The following is a 19508-nucleotide window of genomic DNA, read 5'->3' on the forward strand; positions in this document are numbered from 1 at the left end:
CACGTGGAAGGCCTGATGAGCGCTGCAATCGAAAAGGAGACGCGGTGTACGCAACCGGCACGCTGCCGGAACGCGCGCGGGAAGCACTCGCGCGCGACTCCCTCCTCGCGAAGTACTGCCTGGTCGGAACCGCTCCCCAGGACGCGGTCGGACTGGCGGACCTGCCTGAGCTCGCCGAACGAGATCGGGTCGAGCTCGTCGTGCGCCCGGTGGTCATCACGGTCCGGAGCCTGCTGGCGGTGGGCGCCGTCCCGGTCGGCGAACCGCGCGTCGACCTGGTCACCGGCCGGGTCGTGGTGCCCGACCTGGCCGCGGCCGAGCCCGCTCGCACGGCCGAGGCGATCAACCGGCTGCACCGGGCGCTGACCGCGATCAGCCCGGATACCGAGCACGTCGTGGCCGAGGAGCTGCGGTTCTGCTCGGCGGGCCTGCTGTCGGTGCTGGCCGGCGATCACGCGTGGCGCCGCTTCGCCCACCACGTGCCGAGCGCGCAGGACGAGGTGCTGCAGCGGGTGCTCCGGCTGGTCAAGGAGCGGGCGAGCGCGCATCGCCGGAACCCGGACGTCCCGCGCCCGCTGGTGGCGCTGGACCTGGACTTCTGCGCCTTCCACCCCCGCACCCGCGTGCGCGAGGCCCTCGCGGCGCTCGGCGTGACCGAACCGCTGCCGGTGCTGCCCGGGCTGTACGAGCCGGGGTGGCGGCCGTTCCGCGAGCTCGCCTGCCTGCCGGAGGCCCTGGCGCACGCGGACTTCCGGCGGGCGATCTCCTGGGACGACGAGGCGCTGCTGACCGACGAGCTCGCGCCCGGCGTGCGGCGGTTCACCGGCGACGTCGCGCAGGCCGGTGGCCGGGTGGTGCTGCTCACCGGCCGCCGCCACCGGATGCGCGCCGCCACCGAACGCGCCCTGGCCCGCCACGACCTCGGTCACCTGGAGCTGCGCACCACCGACGAGGGCGCGGACGTCGGGCGGCAGAAGGTCGCCGCGCTGCGCGGCATGACCGGCTGGGAACCGGTGGCCGCCTTCGACGACAAGGAGGCCAACCGCGTCGCGCTGCAGGAGGAGTTCCCGCAGGCCGTGGTGGTCCCGGTCGCCGCTCCCGGGTTCACCGGCGTGGACGAGCCGGACGCCATCGCCACCTTCGAGACCGTGCCGCAGCCGGTACCGCTGGGCCGCGGCCACGCGTCCGGGCCTGGTCTGTCGCACGCGACGTCGATCGCGCAGCTGCGGCTCGACGCGATGCGCACCCGCCCGACGCTGTGGTGGCGCGGCGTGCGCCTGACCGAGGACGAGCAGGTGGGGATCGTGACCGCGCTGTGCCGCGGCGCCGAGGAGACCGGCGCCCGGCTCGGCGATCGGGTGGCGGCCATCGAGTCGGGCAGCGTCCGGGCGATCTGGCAGATCATGCAGGCGAAGCTGTTCGGCGCCTCCCGCTCGGCCTACCCGGTCCAGCAGGCCGAGGAGGACCTGTCCCGCGCGGTGGCGGCGGGGGAACCCGCCGAGCTCGTGCTCCTGGGGCCGCCGACGAAGCAGGACGGGTCCCGGCTCAAGGCGCTCGGCGGCCTGCCGGACCTGGCCGAGGTCGCGATGCTGGCGAGACTGCTGCAGCTGGACACCGCGGTCAGACGGGTGCACCCGCCGGGGATCAGGGTGACCGCGCTGGCCGACCCGAGCCACTTCCGGGCCCGCGAGGAGCGCCGGTACGGCGGCTACCAGCGGGAGTTCCGGCGGATGCTGGAGCTCACCGGTGCCGGCCGGATCGTGGAGGTGCGCAACGTCGACGAGGTCGCCGCCGAGTTCGGCTGCGGCGACGCGGGCGAGCGCGCCGAGCTGCTGGAGCAGCACCGAGAGCGCTACCGCTCGGCGCTGGCCGGGCTGGACGTGCGCACCGACCCGCGCGGTGCGCTGGCCGAGGCCGACGAGCGCGACCCGGGATGCCCGGGCCAGCCGCGGTTCGCGGAGATGTTCCGGTCGATCGTGCACGCGGTCGACGTCCCGCGCGCGGGCGGCGATCCGGTGGAGTTCGCCCGCCGGGTCTACGCCGAGCCGTTCGACCTGACCGACCCGGACCTGGCGGGCACCCGCCGCGAGCTGCTGGCGCTGGCCTGGGACGAGACGATCACCTACCTGTCCAACAAGCACGTCGACGTCGACCTGGACTACGCGGCCCTGTGGCGCCGCGACCGGGTCCGGATGAGCTTGTCGCTGCGCCCGGAGCAGGGGCGGTTCCGGTTCGTCCCGCTGGGCGGTTCGGCGGTGATGCCGTGGCAGGGGACGGCGGCGCTGGGCAGGGGAAACGAGGTGTCGACGGACTTCGCGATCTCGCTGATCGATCAGTGCTACCTGCCGGTGTGGGCGCCCGAGGGGCACGCGCAGCCGTGGTTCATGGTGCCGCCGGATCTGGTGCGCGGCGGGGTTCTGCTCCCCGAGGTGCGCGACGGGATCCAGCTCCGTTCTAAATGATCATTCACGATCACCATTCACACCGGGGAAAGCGGAACGGGGAATTCCACAAGAACGCGTCGGAATTCCGGTGAAGACGAGTGCGATTCCCGTTCTGCGAACACGACGGGAGGGTGCCCGGGGAATCGGACACCCTCCCGGTTCTCGCGATCAGTCCTTCGGTTTGCCGAGGCGCAGGGCCAGCACCAGACCGAGGATCACGATCAGGACCGCACCGGCGATCCACGGCCAGATCGGCATCCCGCCGGAAGCGGGTTCTGCCTGGTCGGACGGCTGTCCGGAGTCCTGGCCGCCCTGCGGGGCCGGAGCGGGCGTGCCCTTGCCGGGGGCGGTCAGCGTGAAGCTGACCTTGCCCGGCACCGGGTGCCCGTCGCTGGACAGGATCCGGTAACCCACGGTGTAGGTCCCGGCCGGTCCGAGCTCGCGGACCGGGGCGATGACCGAGTTGCCCTCGACCCGCGCCGGGCCGTCCGCCCAGAACGTGCCGTCCGGCCCCACCACGTTGACCGTGTTGTAGGACTCACCCGCGCGGACCGGCTGGTCGAAGGTCAGCTTGACCTCGCGCGGACCGGTGGACAGCTGCGCGCCCTCGGCCGGATCGCTGCCGACCAGCACGTTGTGCGCGAGCGCCGGGGCCGCGCCGCCGAGCAGGGCGGCCAGGGCGAGAGCGCCGACGGTCAGCAACCGCCTCATGACTTCTCACCGCCGGAACGCCGTCCGCGGACCAGCGCACCCGCGCCGACGCCCACTCCCAGCGCGCCGACCAGCAGGCCGGCACCGCCGAGGTAGCGGGCCGTTTCGTCGGACGATCCGTGCTGGTCAGCGGCTTCCTCCGGCGCACCGGCCGGCGTTCCGCCGTGGCTGTGGCCCCCGCCCTCGGCGGCGATCAGCTTGACCGTCGGGGCCGGGTGCTCCGGCTCCTCGCCGCCGGGCGGCGTGGGCTGGTTCCACTCCACGACCTTGCCGTTGTCGTAGGTCTGGGTGGTGGGCAGCAGCAGCTCGTCGGCGTTCTCCGGCATGGCGCCGAGGGTGGCCTCGAACTCGTTGAACTGGTCCGGGCCGATCCGGGTGCCCGGCTCCGCGGTCCAGGTGATGCTGCGGACCGCCTCGGTGACCTGGGCGCCGTCCACCTCGACCGGTGCGATCTGCGCCTTCTCGACCTGCGCGGTCCAGCCGGGGACCGGCTTGGTGCGCACCGAGCTCAGCGGGTACTGCTCCGGCAGCGTCACCTTGACCTGGACGGTCCCGGCCACCGGGTCCTCGTTGGGAACGCGGAAAGCGATCTTGGCGTAGCCGCCCTTCTCGGCCTCCTCGGGCTGAGCGCTCACGTGCGCGTAGGCGGGCGCGGAACCCAGTGCGAGCGCGATTCCGCTGATCGCGAGGACGTTCGCGGATCGCGTGATCAATCGATTTGTCGACATGTTCTCTTGAGATCTCCAGGTTCGAGTTGTTAATCGCGCGCGTATAGGCGCGATTCATCGGAATGGCAATGATCAGATGCCGATATACATCGGATCGTTGCTTTCGAACGGAGATTTCGGAGGCCCGCGACGACCATGAATCCGCTGGTAGATCAGTTGTGCCAGGGTCCGGGGAACGGGTGCGGGGACGCACACGGCCGGTGGCGGAGTTACAACCGGTAACGGAGTCGTCTTCCGGGGGAAGATCGCCTGCAACAACCGGGTGACTACGAACAGTACGCGTTCCGCATGCGCCATGACCAGCGCCGTCAGCATGGTGACGATCACGTGGCCCAAGGTCATCAGGGCCGGTGACAGCGGGATCGGCGGCGGCCCGTGGAGGTGCCCGGAACCGTGCGCGCTGACCGCGGTGAGCTCGAGAAAGAAGTGAAGTGCCAGCTGGCTGACCGACAGTGCCCCTAGAATGCCCCACGACCCGCGCTTGCGATCAGCTAGCGCCACGCCGGCACCGGTCAGCAGAACGGTGATCACGACGGTGGGCCCCAGACCCGGGGTCGAGCCTCCCGCAGCAGTGTGGGCGGCTACCGACAGTGATGCCGCTGTGCAGGCCAAACCGGCACCGCGCAGGACGCGCAGAGCGCCCTGCGTCGGTGTCAGACCTGCCTTCACGGTGAGTCAGTCTAGGTGTCGGTTCGGCCACGCTGACCGCAGGTGAGCTTGCCTTGTTAACCCGTTTGGGTCACGGTTTACAGGTTGACGACGATTTGGAGCCACGAACTGAGCGAATTGGCGGTTCGATTGGTTCCGGAAACGTCGTAACCGACGACGGAGAGGAGGGGGCGTCGCCGAAAGTCGGCGCCGAAACCTGTGTCGACCGAAACTGAACAAAGCGGTGGGGCCGCCGGCGGCGGCCAATCCACCGGAGCAGATGCCGAGTTCCTCGGCAAACCAAGAACCGATTGGGTCGTTTTCGGCGTCACAGCGATCATCATGTTCTTGGTGGTCGCCTGGGGCGCGTTGGCAACCGACTCGTTGAGCAACGCCTCGTCGGCCGCGCTGACCTGGTTGATCAAGAACACCGGCTGGGGCTTCGTGCTCGCCGCCACCGGGTTCGTCGTGTTCGCCCTGTTCCTGGCCTTCAGCAAGTACGGCCGGATCCCGCTGGGCGGGGACGGTGAGGGACCTGAGTTCCGCACGGTGTCCTGGATCGCCATGATGTTCAGCGCCGGTATGGGCATCGGCCTGATGTTCTACGGCGTGAGCGAGCCGCTGAGCCACTTCGTCTCCCCGCCGCCGGGCACCGTCCCGGGCGAGAGCGAAGAAGCGATCAAGACGGCCATGTCGACCTCGCTGTTCCACTGGACCCTGCACCCGTGGGCGATCTACGCGGTGGCGGGTCTGGCGATCGCCTACAGCAGCTTCCGCCGGGGTCGCAAGCAGACCATCTCCGGTGTCTTCACGCCGCTGATCGGCAAGAAGGCCGCCGAGGGTCCGCTGGGCAAGGTCATCGACATCCTGGCGCTGTTCGCGACGCTGTTCGGCTCCGCGGCCTCGCTGGGTCTCGGTGCGCTGCAGATCAAGTCCGGTATGCAGGCCGCCAACTGGCCGATGGGCGACGCCGGCACGAACGTGCTGGTCGGCATCATCGCCGTGCTGACGCTCTGCTTCATCCTCTCCGCGGTCTCGGGCGTGGAGAAGGGCATCCAGTGGCTGTCCAACATCAACATGGTGCTGGCGGCCATCCTGGCGATCTTCGTGTTCGTCCTCGGACCGACGGTGTTCATCCTGGACCTGCTGCCCACGGCGGTCGGCTCCTACATGAGCGAGTTCGGCGAGATGGCGTCGCGCGCCGGTGCCACCGGCGGTGCCGAGATGCAGGACTGGCTCGGCAGCTGGACCGTCTTCTACTGGGCCTGGTGGATCTCCTGGACGCCCTTCGTGGGCATGTTCATCGCCCGGATCAGCCGGGGCCGCACGATCCGCCAGTTCATCGGCGGCGTGCTGCTGGTGCCCAGCGTCGTGAGCCTCATCTGGTTCGCGATCTTCGGCGGTGCCGCGATCAACACCCAGAAGACCGGTGCGAACGTCTACGGCGACGGCAGCGCGGAGGCGCAGACCTTCTCGCTGCTCGACCACCTGCCGCTGGCGCTGGTCACCGCCGTGCTGGTGATGATCCTGGTCGCGATCTTCTTCGTCTCCGGTGCCGACGCCGCGTCCATCGTCATGGGCACGCTGTCGCAGCGGGGCGCGATCGAGCCCAGCAAGTGGGTCGTCATCTTCTGGGGTGCGGCCACCGGTGCCGTCGCCGCGGTGATGCTGGTGATCGGCCAGGACAAAGCCCTGGAAGGCATCCAGAACCTCACGTTCATCGGTGCCCTGCCGTTCGCGATCGTGATGATCTTCATGTGCATCGCCATGGTCAAGGACTTGCGGTCGGACGACATCACGGTTCGCGACCAGAAGGGCGCGGAGGTGCTCGAGCAGGCCGTCATCGCCGGTACTGAGGAGCACGACGGCGAGTTCCAGCTGGTCACGACTCCCGCCGAGAACCTCGACGAGGAGTCCGAATCGGCGGAAGCCGGTAAGAAAGAGTAAATAAGTGAATCTCCTGGATTTCATCGCATCCAGGTGGCAATCGTTGCTGGTCAACGCATACCAGCACGTCAGCATGGTGGTGCAGTGCATCCTGCTGGCAACGATCGTCGGCGTCCTGGTCGGGGTTGCGGTCTACCGCAGCCCCGCCGGGGCGGCGATCGCCACCGCTCTCTCCAGCGCGATCCTGACCATCCCGTCCTTCGCGCTGTTCGGCCTGCTGATCCCCGTTCTGGGCCTGGGCGTGGCCCCCTCGGTGGTGACTCTGGTCCTCTACGCACTGCTGCCGATCGTCCGCAACACGATCGTCGGCCTGTCGAACGTCGACCAGCCGATTCTGGACGCGGCGCGCGGGATCGGCATGAACCGCTTCAGCGTGCTCACGCGCGTCGAACTCCGCCTCGCCTGGCCGGCGATCCTCGCCGGCATGCGGGTGAGCGCCCAGATGCTGATGGGCATCGCGGCCATCGCCGCGTACGCCAAGGGCCCGGGTCTCGGGAACCTGCTGTTCCAGGGCCTCGGCCAGCTGGGCGGCGCGAACGCTCTGAACATGGCCATCTCCGGCACCGTCGGCGTGGTCATCCTGGCACTCGTGCTCGACGCCTTGTTCGTGCTGTTCGGGCGGTTGACGACTTCGAGAGGTATCCGTGGCTGACGACGAGAAGAAGACCGCCGGGCACGGCGTGGAGATCAAGCTGGAAGAGGTCTCCAAGCGCTACCCGGGGCAGAAGCAGGCCGCCGTCGAATCGGTGACCATGACCATCCCCGCCGGGGAGACGGTCGTGCTGGTGGGGCCGTCGGGCTCCGGCAAGACGACCACCATGCGGATGATCAACCGCCTGATCGAACCGACCTCCGGCAAGATCACCATCGGTGGTCAGGACGTGCTCAGCCTGGACGCGGACAAGCTGCGCCGCGAGATCGGCTACTCGATCCAGCAGGCGGGCCTGTTCCCGCACATGACCGTCGGTGACAACGTCGGCATGGTCCCCGGCCTGGTCGGCTGGGACAAGAAGCGCATCGCCGAGCGCGTGGACGAGATGCTCGACCTGGTCAACCTCGACCCGGCCGAGTACCGGGGCCGCTACCCGCGGCAGCTCTCCGGTGGTCAGCAGCAGCGCGTCGGCGTCGCCCGCGCGCTCGCGGCCAACCCGCCGGTGCTGCTGATGGACGAGCCGTTCGGCGCGGTGGACCCGATCACCCGCGGTGTGCTGCAGGACGAGCTGATGCGCCTGCAGGCAGACCTGGGCAAAACGATCGTGTTCGTCACGCACGACTTCGACGAGGCGGTCAAGCTCGGCGACCGGATCGCGGTGCTGGGCGAGCGCTCGAAGATCCTGCAGTACGACACCCCGGAAGCGATCCTGACCAACCCGGCCGACGACACCGTCGCCGGATTCGTCGGAGCGGGCGCGGCCCTCAAGCAGCTCACGCTGCGCCGCGTGCGCGAGATCGAGGTCGGCGAAGTGCCGACCGCGACGGTCGACGAGGCACCGTCGGTGCTGCGCGAACGCCTGGGCACCCGCCGCGGCGCGATCGGCCTGGTGCTCGACAAGCGCAACCGCCCGGTTCGCTGGGCGACCGCTCGCGAGGCCGGCTCGGTGTCGGACCTCGCGCGCGCCGGTCGTCCGGTGGAGGACTCGGTGTCGCGGGCCTCGACGCTGCAGGACGCCCTCGAAGCGATCCTGACCGACGACGACGGCGTGGCCGTGGTCGTGGGCTCGCGCGGTGAGTACGTCGGCGTCGTCGACATCGACACCGTGATGAACACGATCAAGGCCCTGCGCGAGGAGAACGCCGCCGACGAGTCCGAGGCGCCGGCTGCCGGTTCGGGGGCTGACGCCTCATGAGCAGCACGTTCGCTTCCGACTCCGGGTCCGGGCGCGCCGAGCGGCTGCGGCTGCTGGCGCAGCCGGTGACCGTGGTGGTGCTGGTCGCGGCGGTGCTCGGCTGGGCGTTCACCCGGGACAACGACGAGGTGACGCTGCGCAGCCTCAACTCGACGACGATCCTGAGCCTGACCTGGACGCACTTCCTGATCAGCCTCGCCGTGGCGCTGATCGTGGTGCTGGTCGCGGTGCCGCTGGGCGTGCTGCTCAGCCGGTCCTGGGCGCGCCGCATCGCTCCCGTGGTGATCGGCATCGCCAACGTCGGCCAGGCCGCGCCATCGATGGGTCTGCTGGTGCTGTTCTTCCTGTTCACCGGTGGTTCCACCGGGTTCTGGATCGCGGTCCTGCCGATCGCCTTCTACGCGCTGCTGCCGGTCCTGCGCAACACCATCGTGGGGTTGCAGTCGGTGGACGCGTCGCTGGTCGACGCGGGGCGCGGCATCGGCATGTCCGGTTCGGCCGTGCTGCTGCGCATCGAGATGCCGCTGGCGGTGCCGTTCATCCTCGCCGGTCTGCGGACCGCGCTGGTGCTGGCGGTGGGAACCGCGACGCTGGCGCTGTTCGTCGGCGCGGGCGGCCTCGGCGAGCTGATCGACACCGGGTACAAGCTCAACGACTACACCGTCATGATCGTCGGTTCGGTGCTGGCGATGGCGCTGGCGCTGCTGGTCGACTGGCTCGGCGCGCTGGCCGAGACCTACCTGTCGCCGAGGGGGTTGCGATGAAGCTCCGCACGCGCAGTGCGCTCAAGGCGGCCTCGCTGGCGGCGGCCGGGCTGTTGCTCGCCGGATGCGGTCTCAGCTCCGGTTCGTCGGTTCCGCTGGCGGTGGAACCGGGCATCATCCAGCCCGTCCCGGAGCTGGAGGGCCAGACGATCACGGTGGGCTCGAAGAACTTCACCGAGCAGCTCATCCTGGGCTACCTCGGCGAGTTCGCGCTGTCCGCGGCCGGTGCCGACGTGCGGGACCTGAGCTCCATCCAGGGCTCGTCGACCGCGCGCAAGGCGCTGACCAGCGACCAGATCGACGTGCTCTTCGACTACACCGGCACGTCCTGGATCAGCTACAACGGCAACAACGATCCGATCCCGGACGCCCGCGCCCAGTTCGAGGCCGTGCGCGAGCAGGACCTCGAGCGCAACGGCGTGGCCTGGACCGCGGTGAACTACCAGGTGGACAACACCTACGCGTTCGCCGTCAACCAGGACGCCGCCCAGCGCCTGGGCGTCCAGAACCTCTCCGACATCCAGCAGGTCGTGGCCGAGCACCCGGAGGACGCCACGTTCTGCGTGGACACCGAGTTCGCCAGCCGCAACGACGGCCTGCCGGGCGTGGAGGAGACCTACGGGTTCAAGACGAACCCCGGCAACGTCAAGGTGCTCACCGAGGGTGCGATCTACCAGGCCACGGCCGACGGGACCTGCACCTTCGGCGAGGTGTTCACCACCGACGGCCGGATCCCGGCGCTGAACCTGAAGGTGCTGGCCGACGACAAGCAGTTCTTCCCGCGGTACAACGTCGGAGTCACGCTCCGGGACGAGATGCTCAAGCGCTACCCGCAGCTGACGCAGGTGTTCCAGCCGATCTCCGAGAAGTTGACCAACGAGGAGCTGATGAACCTCAACGCGCAGGTCGACGTCGACGGGCGGGACCCGGCCGACGTGGCGCGGGACTGGATGGCCGAGAAGGGCCTGATCAAGATCCCCGGCCAGGGCTGATCCCCGGCCAGGGCTGATCCCCGGCCAGGGCTGATCCCCGGCCAGGGATGATCCCAGCAGTGCCGACGAGGGGCACCTCCCGCGCGGGAGGTGCCCCTCGTCGGCTTTCAGCCCGTCGGGACGCCGAAGCGGGTGAGCAGCTCGTTCTCGATGCGGGTGAGCTCCTGGTTCACCGCGCGGTGCGCGGACTTGCGGCGCGGCGCCGGCATCCGCTCGGCGGCGCGGACCGCGCTGGTCAGCTGGGCCAGGCGCGCGTCGGCCTGCGCCGCGTAGGTCTCGGCGGCGCCGCGCTCCTCGCCGGTGGACTGCTCCCGCAGGTCGCGCAGTGCGTGGGCGTCACCGGCGATGCGGGCGTGCAGCGCGGCCCCGCGCCCGGTGAACCGGCCCAGCTCGTCGACGCCGACGCCGAGCCTGCGGGCCCGGGACCGGTCGTAGCTCGCGCGGGCCGAGCTCGCTGCGCGCAGCGCGAACGGCGCGAGCACCGGGACGACGATCTTGCCGATCTTGATGATCTTCTTGGCGTTGCCCGGGGTGACCGCCCCGTACTCGCCCTTCTTGATCGCCTTCGCCGTCTGCTTGTCCGCCTTGCGCAGCGCCTTCGCCGCCTTCTTGCCCACCGGCGTCGGCGTCACCACCTGATTGGCGGCCTCGATCTGCTGCGCTTCGGCCCGCTGAGCTCTCTCGGCCTTGCGGGCCGCCTTGTCGACTTGGCGACGTATCCGCTTCTCGGCCCTGGCCTTACCGGCGGCGCACCTCCGGCACCCCCGGTGCATGACCGTCCCGCGTCGCCTGGCGAGTCTCCTCACCGCGCACACCTCCCCGGATCCGCGTTCTCCCAGCTCCCGCGATCACCATAAGTCCGGATGGAGCAGCGCACGAAAGCACGACGCGATCGGGTGCGCACTCGGCGTGGTCATCGCCGCCGCGCGATGTCACCGGGGTGATGGGCGCGGCTGTCGGAGCCACCGCATACCCTTTACGCGTGAAGGAGACGGTGCTGCTCGACGCGGGCGTGGTGACGCGGTGCCGTCGACGCGTGCACTTGGAGAACGACCCGGCGATGCGCGAGGTCGACACCGCGCCGCTGGACCTGGGCGTCGAGCAGCGCATCGCCGACGCCGCCGAGCACCGCCGCTCCGTCGCCGCCCAGCTCGGCGAGCTCCTCGGTGAGTCCTGGACCGAGATCCCGCGCGGCATCCCCTACGCCGACCGCGCCCGGCTCACGCTCGACGCGATGGGCGAGGGCGTCGGGCACATCTCCGGCGCGCAGCTGCCCGACGACGTCGACGGCGGCAGGCGCGGGGCCATCGACCTGCTGGTGCGCAGCGAGAACGGCTACGTGCCGGTGCTGGTGGTGCGGCACAAGGTCACCGACCCGGGCAGCGGCGCGAAGGTCTCGCCGATCGGCGAGCCGGTTCCCGAGGCCGCCGCGGTCGACCCGACCCGCAAGGTCCGCCCGCAGCCCCGCGACCAGCTCCGGCTGGTGCACGCGGTGCGGCTGCTGCAGGCGTGCGGGTTCGGTGCGAGCGACCGGACGGCGGGCGTGATCGGCGTGGACGCCGACGTCGTCGTCTGGCACGACCTGCGCAGCCCCAACTGGCCCGGCGGGCGCACCGCGCTGGCCGAGTACGACGCGCGCTTCGGCGACCGGCTCGACGTCGCCCGCGCCGCCGCGAACGGCGACGAGCCGCTGGCCCAGCCGTCCCGGATCACCGAGTGCCGCGGCTGCCCCTGGTGGCCGACCTGCGAGGCCCAGCTGCGCGAGCGCCGCGACGTGAGCCTGGTGGTGCGCGGCGAGGACGCGACCGCGCTGCGCGACCAGGGCATCACCACCATCGACGAGCTGGCCGCCACGCCGCTGGCCGACGCCGAGCAGCTGCAGCTCACCGGCGTGCGCGACGCCGACGCGATCCTGCTGGCCAAGGCGTGGCTGCGGCAGATGCCGCTGGTGCGGCGGGTCCGCGACCTCGACGTGCCGCGCGGCGACGTCGAGGTCGACGTGGACATGGAGAGCTACGCCGACGCCGGCGCCTACATGTGGGGCTGCTGGTTGTCGGGCACCGACATCGGCGAGGAGCAGGGCTACCGGGCGTTCGTGACCTGGGAGCCGCTGCCGACCGACGACGAGGCGCGGTCGTTCGCCGAGTTCTGGAGCTGGTTCACCGGCGTCCGCCGCCAGGCGTTCGAGCGGGGCTTGAGCTTCCGCGCCTACTGCTACAACGAGCTGGCGGAGAACCGCTGGATGCTGGCCTCCGCCGAGCGCTTCGCCGGCAAGCCCGGGGTGCCGCCGGTGTCGGAGGTCAAGGAGTTCATCGCCTCCGCCGAGTGGGTCGACCTGTTCGCGGTGGTCCGCGACCAGTTCCTGTGCCCGAACGGCAAGGGGCTCAAGGTGATCGCCCCCAGCGCGGGTTTCGGCTGGCGCGACCCGGAGGCCGGCGGCGAGAACTCGATGCGCTGGTACCGCGACGCGGTCGCCCTCGACGGCGGCGAGCGCGACCTCACCCAGCGCGAACGCCTCCTCACCTACAACGAGGACGACGTCCGGGCCACCTACACCATCCGCACCTGGATGACCTCCGAAGCAGCCCACGACATCCCCTACGCCGAAGACCTCTGACCCCGAACTCCGGGGCCGCGGAGGTGGTCCGGTCGGGTGCGTTCGTCACCAGTGGACAGTTTTAGCCATAATTGCCCCGACATTTCGGACATTGATCATGGGTGATTATGGCTAAAACTGTCCACTGCCCAGGATTCGGCGCCCGGCGCCCGGCGCGGCCCCACCTCGGGTGATCAGCCCGCCGAGGTGGGGCCGAGCGGGGTCAGCGCGGGGCCATGCGGAGGGCGCCGTCCATGCGGATGACCTCGCCGTTGAGGTAGTCGTGCTCGACGATGTCGAGGGCGAGCTGGGCGTAGTCCTCCGGGGTGCCGAGGCGCTTCGGGAACGGCACGCCGTCGGCGAGGCCCTGGCGGAACTCCTCGCTCACCGTCGCGAGCATCGGCGTGTCCACGATGCCCGGGGCGATGGTCATCACCCGGATCCCGGAGGACGAGAGGTCGCGGGCCGCGGGCAGGGTCAGGCTCGCGACACCGCCCTTGGAGGCGGCGTAGGCGGCCTGCCCGATCTGCCCGTCGTAGGCCGCGACCGACGCCGTGTTGACCACGACGCCGCGCTGCCCGTGCTGGTCGGCCTCGGTCTCGCCGATCGCGGACGCGGCCAGCCGCATCACGTTGAAGGTGCCCAGCAGGTTGATCTCCAGGACCTTGCGGAACAGGTCGAGGTCGTGGACGCCCTTGCGGCCCGCGATGCGGGCGGACGGGCCGATGCCCGCGCAGTTCACCACGATCCGCAGCGGGTTCCCGGAACCGGCGGCCTGCTCGACGGCGGTCTGCACCTGGTCGGCGTCGGTGACGTCGGCCGCGGTGTAGGTGATGCCGTCGACGATCGGGGCCTTCTCGATCGCCCCCGGCAGGTCGACCGCGAACACCTTCGCGCCCCGCCCGGCCAGCGCCCGCGCCGTGGCCGCTCCGAGCCCGGAAGCCCCACCGGTGACGATCGCGGCGGTGTCGGTGATCTGCATTCTGCTTCTTCCTCCACTGGAGAGTTGTGGTCATCTTGCTCGGCGGTGGTGTTGCCGGAAGGTCATGCCGCTGGGCAGATGCTGTCCAGCGCCGCGAGGTCGTCGGGGCCGGGGACCCAGTTGGCCGCTTGCGCGTTGGCCCGGACCTGATCCGGGGTGGTGGCCCCGGCGATGACCGAGCCGACGGTGTCCTGCGCGGCGAGCCAGCCGAGCGCCACGGTGCTCATCGGGACGCCGCGCTGCTCGGCGAACACCCGCAGCTTCTCGATCCGGTCCCACGGCGCCTCGGCGAGCAGCTGCACCTGCCCGGCCAGCCTGCCGTCGGACGGCGGGACCTGGTCGCGCCGGTACTTGCCGGTCAGCAGCCCGTTGGCGAGCGGGAAGTACGGCAGCAGACCGATCCCGAAGCGCCGCGCGGCGGGCACCACCTCGCGCTCCACCTCGCGGGACAGCAGCGAGTAGTGGTGCTGGCCGGACACCGGCGCGGTCAGGCCCGCCGAGTTCGCCGTCCAGGACGCGTCGGCGACCTGCCAGCCCGGGAGGTTGCAGTGCCCGACGTAGCGGATCTTGCCCTCGCGGACCAGGTCGTCGAGCACCGAGAGGGTTTCCTCCAGCGGTGTCAGCGGATCCGGCCGGTGCAGCTGGTACAGGTCGATCCAGTCGGTGGCCAGTCGCCGCAGCGAGGACTCCACGGCGCGGCGCACGTAGCGGCGGGAACCGCGTGCCCCGAAGTCGGGGCCGTTGGTGCCCTGCATGTCCACGCCGAACTTGGTGGCGATGACGGCCAGGTCGCGCCGCCCGGACAGCGACTGCCCGAGCAGTTCCTCGCTGCGCCCGCGCGGCGAGCCGTAGGCGTCGGCCACGTCGAAGAAGGTGATGCCGTTCTCCAGCGCTGCGTCCACGACGGCGCGCGCTCCGGCCAGGGTTTCGGTGGCGGTACCGGGCCTTCCGAGGTTGTTGCAGCCGAGACCGACCGCGCTCACCGCGAGACCCGATTCCCCCAGACGTCGCTGATCCACGCGCGCAGCCTAAACGGCAGGTTCCCATCTCGTCACCTGCGACGTCGGGAGCGTGAACTCTGGGCGAAGCGGGTTTTCCCAGCTCGAAGATGTGCCACGATCACTTTCGAGGGGGCTGGAGGCGACCGCCCGGTCGTTCAACGTGAAGGGGTTGGGGCCTGTGTTCGCCCGTCGAATCGTCGTTGTCGGCACCGGCTACGTCGGACTGACCACCGGTGCGTGCCTGGCGTCGCTCGGCCACCGCGTGGTGTGCAGCGACGTCAACGAGCAGAAGGTCGCCGAGCTCTCCCGAGGCGAGGTCCGGATCCATGAGCCCGGCCTGGCCGAGCTGGTGCAGGAGGGCATCGCCGCAGGTCGGCTGGAGTTCGTGGTGGGTTCCGCGGGCGCCGTTGCCGAGGCCGAGGTGGTGTTCCTGTGCGTGCCGACCCCGATGGGTTCCGGCGGCGCAGCGGACCTGGCCGTGGTGGAGGCCGTCGCGCAGGAGGTGCGCGAGGTGCTGCCCACCGGCTGCGTGATGGTCACCAAGTCGACCGTCCCGGTCGGGACGTCGAAGCGGCTCGCCGAGCACCTGGACCGCGCGGACGTCGCGGTGGTGAGCAACCCCGAGTTCCTGCGCGAGGGCTCGGCGGTGCACGACTTCCTCAACCCGGACCGCATCGTCGTCGGCTCCGACACCCAGGACGCCGCCGAGCGGGTCGCCGCGCTGTACTCCCGGCTGGGTGCGCCGACGGTGCTCACCGACGCGGCGAGCGCGGAGATGGTGAAGTACGCGGCGAACTGCTTCCTGGCCACGAAGCTGTCCTACGTCAACGCGATCGCGGAGCTGTGCGAGCAGCTGGGCGCCGACATCACCGACGTCACCGAGGGCATGGGCTACGACCGGCGGATCGGGCAGTCGTTCCTGCAGCCCGGACCGGGCTGGGGCGGGTCCTGCCTGCCGAAGGACACGGCCGCGCTGCTGCAGGTCGCCGAGGCCGTCGAGTTCGACTTCCCGCTGCTGCGGGCCACGATCTCGTCGAACTCGCACCAGCGGCAGCGGATGGTCGCCAAGGTCCGCGAGGCGTGCGGCGGCGTGCTGGCCGGCGAGCGGATCGGCCTGTTGGGGCTGACGTTCAAGGCGGGCACCGACGACCTGCGGGACTCGCCGGCCCTGGAGGTCGCGCAACTGCTCGCCGCCGAGGGCGCCGAGCTCGTCGCCTACGACCCGGGCCTGCGCGGCGACGAACCGGAACTGCCCACCGGTCTCACCCTGGTCGACGACCCGTACCAGGCGGCCAAGGAGGCCTCGGCCCTGGTCCTGCTCACGGAGTGGCAGGAGTTCCGCTCCCTCGACTGGAACCGCATCGCCGACGCCCTGGCCGGTCTCGTCGTCGTCGACACCCGCAACCACCTCGACCCCGACGTCCTCCGCCGCGCCAACCTCTCCTGGCGAGGAGTCGGCCGCACCCCCGTCACCGCCCTCAGCTGACCCGGTCACCGCGTTCGGTCGACTCGGTCACCGCCCTCGGCACCCCGGTCACCGCCCTCGGCCGACCCCCGTTCTCGACGTGGGTGACCTGATTACGGCGGTAATCCGCACACGGAATACCGCCGTAGTCCGTCCACGGAATACCGCCGTAATCGGGGACCGGATTACGGCGGTAATCGGGGACCCGAATACCGGCGTAATCCGGTCGACCGTGTCGAGAACCGGTGGGGACGTGGGGAATCGGACACTCGTCAGGGGATTTTCGGGGTCCTAGGGTGGGCGCGTGTTCACGACTCGGCCGGAGCTCGCCGGTACTCATGGGATGGTCGCGTCCACGCATTGGCTGGCCTCGGCGGTGGGGATGGCCGTGCTGGAGGACGACGGGAACGCGTTCGACGCCGCGGTGGCCGCCGGTTTCGTGCTGCAGGTGGTGGAACCGCACCTGAACGGGCCGGGTGGCGAGGTTCCCGCGCTGTTCGCCACGGCGACCGATCCTCGCCCGAGGGCGTTGTGCGGGCAGGGGCCCGCGCCCGCCGGGGCGACCATCGGGTACTACCGCGACGAGCTCGGGCTCGACCTGATCCCCGGGACCGGGCTGCTCGCCACGACCGTGCCGGGGGCGTGGGACGGCTGGCTGACGCTGCTGCGCGACCACGGGACGAAGACGTTGCGCGAGGTTCTCGGCCACGCGATCGGCTACGCGCGCGGCGGCTACCCGATCGTGCCCCGGATCAGCGAGACGATCGGCATGGTCGCCGGCATGTTCCGGGAGCACTGGCCGACTTCCGCGCGGTGGTGGCTGACCTCCGGCGGGTCGGTGCCGGAACCGGGTTCGGTGCTGCGCAACCCGGTCCTGGCCGACACCTGGGAGCGCCTGCTGGCGGAGGCCGAGTCGGTCACCGGCCGGGAGGCGCAGATCGACGCCGCCCGCAGGGCCTGGTCGCAGGGCTTCGTGGCCGAGGCCGTGGAGCGGTTCGCGCGGATCCCGCACCGCGACAACTCCGGCCGCGACCACGCGGGCGTGCTCACCGCGCAGGACATGGCCGAGTTCGAGACCACCTACGAGGACCCGCTGACGGTGGACCTGCCCGGCGGCTGGACGTTGGCGAAGTTCGGCATCTGGTCGCAGGGCCCGGCGCTGGCCCAGCAGCTCCAGCTCGTCGAGGACCTCCCGGTGTCCTACGTGGACGGTGTCGCCTCGGCCGACACGGTCCACGCGGCGGTGGAGGCCGCCAAGCTCGCGTTCGCCGACCGCGAGGCCTGGTACGGCGATTCCGCCGACCCGGGTGTGCTGAGCGACCTGGTCTCCGGCGAGTACGCGGCGCAGCGCCGCGCCCTCATCGGCGAGACCGCCTCGCTCGACCTGCGGCCCGGCTCGCCCGGCGGGCGCACGCCCGTCCTACCGGCGTTCGTCGCCGAGGGCCGGGGCGTGGGCGGCGCGTTCGACCCGAGCGGGGTCGGCATCGGCGAGCCGACCGTGCTGGCCAACGGTGAGAGCCGCGGCGACACCGTGCACGTCGACGTCGTCGACCGCTGGGGCAACATGCTCTCCGCGACCCCGTCCGGCGGGTGGTTGCAGTCCTCGCCGACGATCCCGGAGCTCGGGTTCTGCCTGGGCAGCCGCGCCCAGATGTTCTGGCTGGAGGAAGGGCTGCCCAACTCCCTGGCACCGGGCAAGCGCCCGCGGATCACGCTGAGCCCGTCGCTGGCGCTGCGCGGCGGCGACCCGGCGCTGGCGTTCGGCACGCCCGGCGGGGATCAGCAGGACCAGTGGCAGCTGTGCTTCTGGCTGGCGCACGTGCGCGGCGGGCTCGACCTGCAGGCCGCGATCGACGCCCCGGCCTGGCACAGCACCGCGTTCCCGCGCTCGTTCTACCCGCGCGAGTGGGAACCCGGTGGTGTGGCGGTGGAATCGCGCCTGGGGGCCGACGCGATCGCGGCCCTGGAAGCGCGCGGCCACCACGTCACCGACAACGGCCCCTGGTCGCTGGGCCGCCTCTCGGCGGTCTCCCGCGACCCGGATTCCGGCCTGCTCAAGGCCGCCGCGAACCCCAGGGGAGCCCAGGGCTACGCGGCGGGCCGCTGAGAGCTCTTTCGCGGTTCCGCTCCCCGCACCGACGAGCAGGGCGACCACTTCGGTCACGCGGCCGGGAGGGTTGTTCCCAGCAGCAGCATTCGCAGGGTGCGGGCGGTGGCGTCGGTGATCAGGCGGGGCGCCTTGGTGATCGCGTCGGGGAGCGCGACCGGGCCGGTGAGGATGCCGGTGATCGCGTCGATGCCGTGCTCGTAGCTGGTGTCGGCGCCCGGGCCGATGGTGCCGCACAGCGCGATCACCGGTTTGCCGTGCCGCTTGGCCCGCCGCGCCACCTCGGTCGGGATCTTGCCGAGCGCGGTGGAGGCGTCGATGGCGCCCTCGGCGGTGATCACCAGGTCGGCGGTGCGCAGCCGCTGCTCCAGATCGGTGCTGGTGAGGAACACGTCGAAGCGGGATTCCAGTCGTGCGCCGAGGATTCCGGCGAGCCCGGCCGCCAGACCGCCGGAGGCCCCGGCGCCCGGTAACTCGCTCAGGTCCGGGTCGAGCAGCCGGGCCCAGTTGTCCATCGCCGCGGACAGCAGCTCCACGTCGTCGGCCGAGGCGCCCTTCTGCGGGCCGTAGCGGCGGGCAACGCCGTCCGGGCCGCAGAGCACGTTGCGCGGGTTCACCGCCACCGTCATGTCCACTTCGGACAACCGGCGGTCGAGCCCGGAGACGTCGATGCGGTTCGCCCGCAGCAGTTCCGCGCCGCCCGGGCCGACCTCGCGGCCCTCGTCGTCGCAGATCCGCGCGCCCAGCGCCTGCAGCGCTCCCGCCCCGCCGTCGCAGATGCCCGAGTCGCCGCAGCCGACGACGATTCTCCGCGCGCCCGCGTCCAGCGCCGCGCGGATCAGCTCGCCGACGCCCCGGCTGGTGGTGCGGCCGGGATCGCGGGCACCGGGCGGGACCAGCGACAACCCGGCGGCAGCCGCCATCTCCACGAACGCGGTGTCGTCGTCGAGCAGCGCGAAGTGCGCCTCGACGGGATCGCCGACCGGACCGGTCGCGGTCACCGGCACCAGCGCACCCCCGGTCGCGCGGGCCATCAGCTTCGCGGAGCCCTCGCCGCCGTCGATCAGCGGCACGGTGTCGACGACGCCGCCCGGGATGACGCGCCGGATTCCGGCCTGGATGGCATCGGCCACCTGCTCGGCGTCCAGACATTCCTTGAAACCGCTGGGAGCCACCACGATCCGAAACATTTCCCCTCCAGGGGTTGAAAATTGATTGGACTTGCGTTGCTTGGCGGTGCGGGTGGCGGAACCTGAGCGCCTTCGTGGACTCCGTG

General features: G+C 71.0%; 16 protein-coding genes. 9 read left to right on the top strand and 7 right to left on the bottom strand.

Annotated elements, in window-relative coordinates; all coding sequences use genetic code 11:
• Positions 1-44 precede the first annotated feature (44 nt).
• A complete protein-coding gene (locus QFW96_RS28885; RefSeq protein WP_281458907.1) occupies positions 45-2462 on the top strand; it encodes an L-tyrosine/L-tryptophan isonitrile synthase family protein in 2418 nt (805 codons plus the stop codon).
• Positions 2463-2612: 150 nt separating this feature from the next.
• Here QFW96_RS28885 and QFW96_RS28890 read toward each other — a convergent pair whose 3' ends face one another.
• The 3 genes from QFW96_RS28890 to QFW96_RS28900 all read right to left on the bottom strand — a co-directional run bounded on the left by QFW96_RS28890 (position 2613) and on the right by QFW96_RS28900 (position 4414).
• Positions 2613-3155 carry a copper resistance CopC family protein gene (locus tag QFW96_RS28890; RefSeq protein ID WP_281458908.1) on the bottom strand — a complete coding sequence of 181 codons (543 nt, stop codon included), beginning with the start codon at positions 3153-3155 and terminating at the stop codon, positions 2613-2615.
• Entirely contained in the window at positions 3152-3868 is a 717-nt protein-coding gene (locus QFW96_RS28895) for a YcnI family copper-binding membrane protein (protein WP_281458909.1), read from the bottom strand. The genes QFW96_RS28890 and QFW96_RS28895 overlap by 4 nt, the downstream gene beginning before the upstream one ends.
• Positions 3869-3955: 87 nt before the next feature.
• The gene (locus QFW96_RS28900) at positions 3956-4414 is read right to left on the bottom strand and encodes a hypothetical protein (protein WP_281458910.1); all 459 of its coding nucleotides are present in this window, start codon (positions 4412-4414) and stop codon (positions 3956-3958) included.
• A gap of 459 nt (positions 4415-4873) precedes the next feature.
• Between QFW96_RS28900 and QFW96_RS28905 the strand changes: the two genes are divergently transcribed.
• From QFW96_RS28905 to QFW96_RS28925, 5 genes are read left to right on the top strand one after another with little or no spacing between them, the layout of a single operon-like run.
• On the top strand, positions 4874-6478 hold the full coding sequence (locus tag QFW96_RS28905) for a BCCT family transporter (protein WP_281458911.1): 1605 nt from the start codon (positions 4874-4876) through the stop codon (positions 6476-6478).
• A 4-nt stretch (positions 6479-6482) separates the two neighbouring features.
• On the top strand, positions 6483-7130 hold the full coding sequence (locus QFW96_RS28910; RefSeq protein ID WP_281458912.1) for an ABC transporter permease: 648 nt from the start codon (positions 6483-6485) through the stop codon (positions 7128-7130).
• Positions 7123-8325: an ABC transporter ATP-binding protein gene (locus QFW96_RS28915; protein WP_281458913.1), complete on the top strand. Its 1203-nt coding sequence runs from the start codon at positions 7123-7125 to the stop codon at positions 8323-8325. The genes QFW96_RS28910 and QFW96_RS28915 overlap by 8 nt, the downstream gene beginning before the upstream one ends.
• Positions 8322-9089 carry an ABC transporter permease gene (locus QFW96_RS28920; RefSeq protein ID WP_093419484.1) on the top strand — a complete coding sequence of 256 codons (768 nt, stop codon included), beginning with the start codon at positions 8322-8324 and terminating at the stop codon, positions 9087-9089. The genes QFW96_RS28915 and QFW96_RS28920 overlap by 4 nt, the downstream gene beginning before the upstream one ends.
• Entirely contained in the window at positions 9086-10081 is a 996-nt protein-coding gene (locus QFW96_RS28925) for a glycine betaine ABC transporter substrate-binding protein (RefSeq protein WP_281458914.1), read from the top strand. Before QFW96_RS28920 ends, QFW96_RS28925 begins: the two co-directional genes overlap by 4 nt.
• A gap of 107 nt (positions 10082-10188) precedes the next feature.
• On the opposite strand, the gene QFW96_RS28930 is transcribed toward QFW96_RS28925, so the two are convergent.
• Positions 10189-10887 carry a DUF6474 family protein gene (locus QFW96_RS28930; protein WP_343231413.1) on the bottom strand — a complete coding sequence of 233 codons (699 nt, stop codon included), beginning with the start codon at positions 10885-10887 and terminating at the stop codon, positions 10189-10191.
• Positions 10888-11063: 176 nt separating this feature from the next.
• On the opposite strand from QFW96_RS28930, the gene QFW96_RS28935 reads away from it, so the two are divergent.
• Complete coding sequence (locus QFW96_RS28935) at positions 11064-12698, top strand: TM0106 family RecB-like putative nuclease (RefSeq protein ID WP_281458915.1); 1635 nt, start codon at positions 11064-11066, stop codon at positions 12696-12698.
• Between the two features lie 202 nt (positions 12699-12900).
• Here the strand turns inward: QFW96_RS28935 and QFW96_RS28940 are convergent, their stop codons facing one another.
• Both QFW96_RS28940 and QFW96_RS28945 read right to left on the bottom strand, forming a co-directional pair.
• Positions 12901-13659, bottom strand: coding sequence for an SDR family NAD(P)-dependent oxidoreductase (locus QFW96_RS28940; RefSeq protein WP_281458916.1), 759 nt, complete (start codon positions 13657-13659; stop codon positions 12901-12903).
• 62 nt (positions 13660-13721) lie between these two features.
• Positions 13722-14678: an aldo/keto reductase gene (locus QFW96_RS28945; protein ID WP_281458917.1), complete on the bottom strand. Its 957-nt coding sequence runs from the start codon at positions 14676-14678 to the stop codon at positions 13722-13724.
• 160 nt (positions 14679-14838) lie between these two features.
• Here QFW96_RS28945 and QFW96_RS28950 point away from each other — a divergent pair, with 160 nt between their 5' ends.
• Complete coding sequence (locus tag QFW96_RS28950) at positions 14839-16146, top strand: UDP-glucose dehydrogenase family protein (protein WP_281458918.1); 1308 nt, start codon at positions 14839-14841, stop codon at positions 16144-16146.
• Positions 16147-16429: 283 nt separating this feature from the next.
• Positions 16430-18232: a gamma-glutamyltransferase family protein gene (locus tag QFW96_RS28955; RefSeq protein ID WP_281458919.1), complete on the top strand. Its 1803-nt coding sequence runs from the start codon at positions 16430-16432 to the stop codon at positions 18230-18232.
• 53 nt (positions 18233-18285) lie between these two features.
• On the opposite strand, the gene QFW96_RS28960 is transcribed toward QFW96_RS28955, so the two are convergent.
• Complete coding sequence (locus tag QFW96_RS28960) at positions 18286-19422, bottom strand: glycerate kinase family protein (protein WP_281458920.1); 1137 nt, start codon at positions 19420-19422, stop codon at positions 18286-18288.
• Between the last annotated feature and the right edge of the window lie 86 nt (positions 19423-19508).

It is taken from the genome of Saccharopolyspora ipomoeae, from assembly GCF_029952525.1.
GTDB lineage: Bacteria > Actinomycetota > Actinomycetes > Mycobacteriales > Pseudonocardiaceae > Saccharopolyspora > Saccharopolyspora ipomoeae.

What these genes read in the sequence shown, in the direction of transcription:
- QFW96_RS28940 (WP_281458916.1), bottom strand. Translation starts at nt 13,659, where the DNA reads ATGCAGATCACCGACACCGCCGCGATCGTCACCGGTGGGGCTTCCGGG.
- QFW96_RS28890 (WP_281458908.1), bottom strand. Translation starts at nt 3,155, where the DNA reads ATGAGGCGGTTGCTGACCGTCGGCGCTCTCGCCCTGGCCGCCCTGCTC.
- QFW96_RS28925 (WP_281458914.1), top strand. Translation starts at nt 9,086, where the DNA reads ATGAAGCTCCGCACGCGCAGTGCGCTCAAGGCGGCCTCGCTGGCGGCG.
- QFW96_RS28920 (WP_093419484.1), top strand. Translation starts at nt 8,322, where the DNA reads ATGAGCAGCACGTTCGCTTCCGACTCCGGGTCCGGGCGCGCCGAGCGG.
- QFW96_RS28960 (WP_281458920.1), bottom strand. Translation starts at nt 19,422, where the DNA reads ATGTTTCGGATCGTGGTGGCTCCCAGCGGTTTCAAGGAATGTCTGGAC.
- QFW96_RS28905 (WP_281458911.1), top strand. Translation starts at nt 4,874, where the DNA reads ATGTTCTTGGTGGTCGCCTGGGGCGCGTTGGCAACCGACTCGTTGAGC.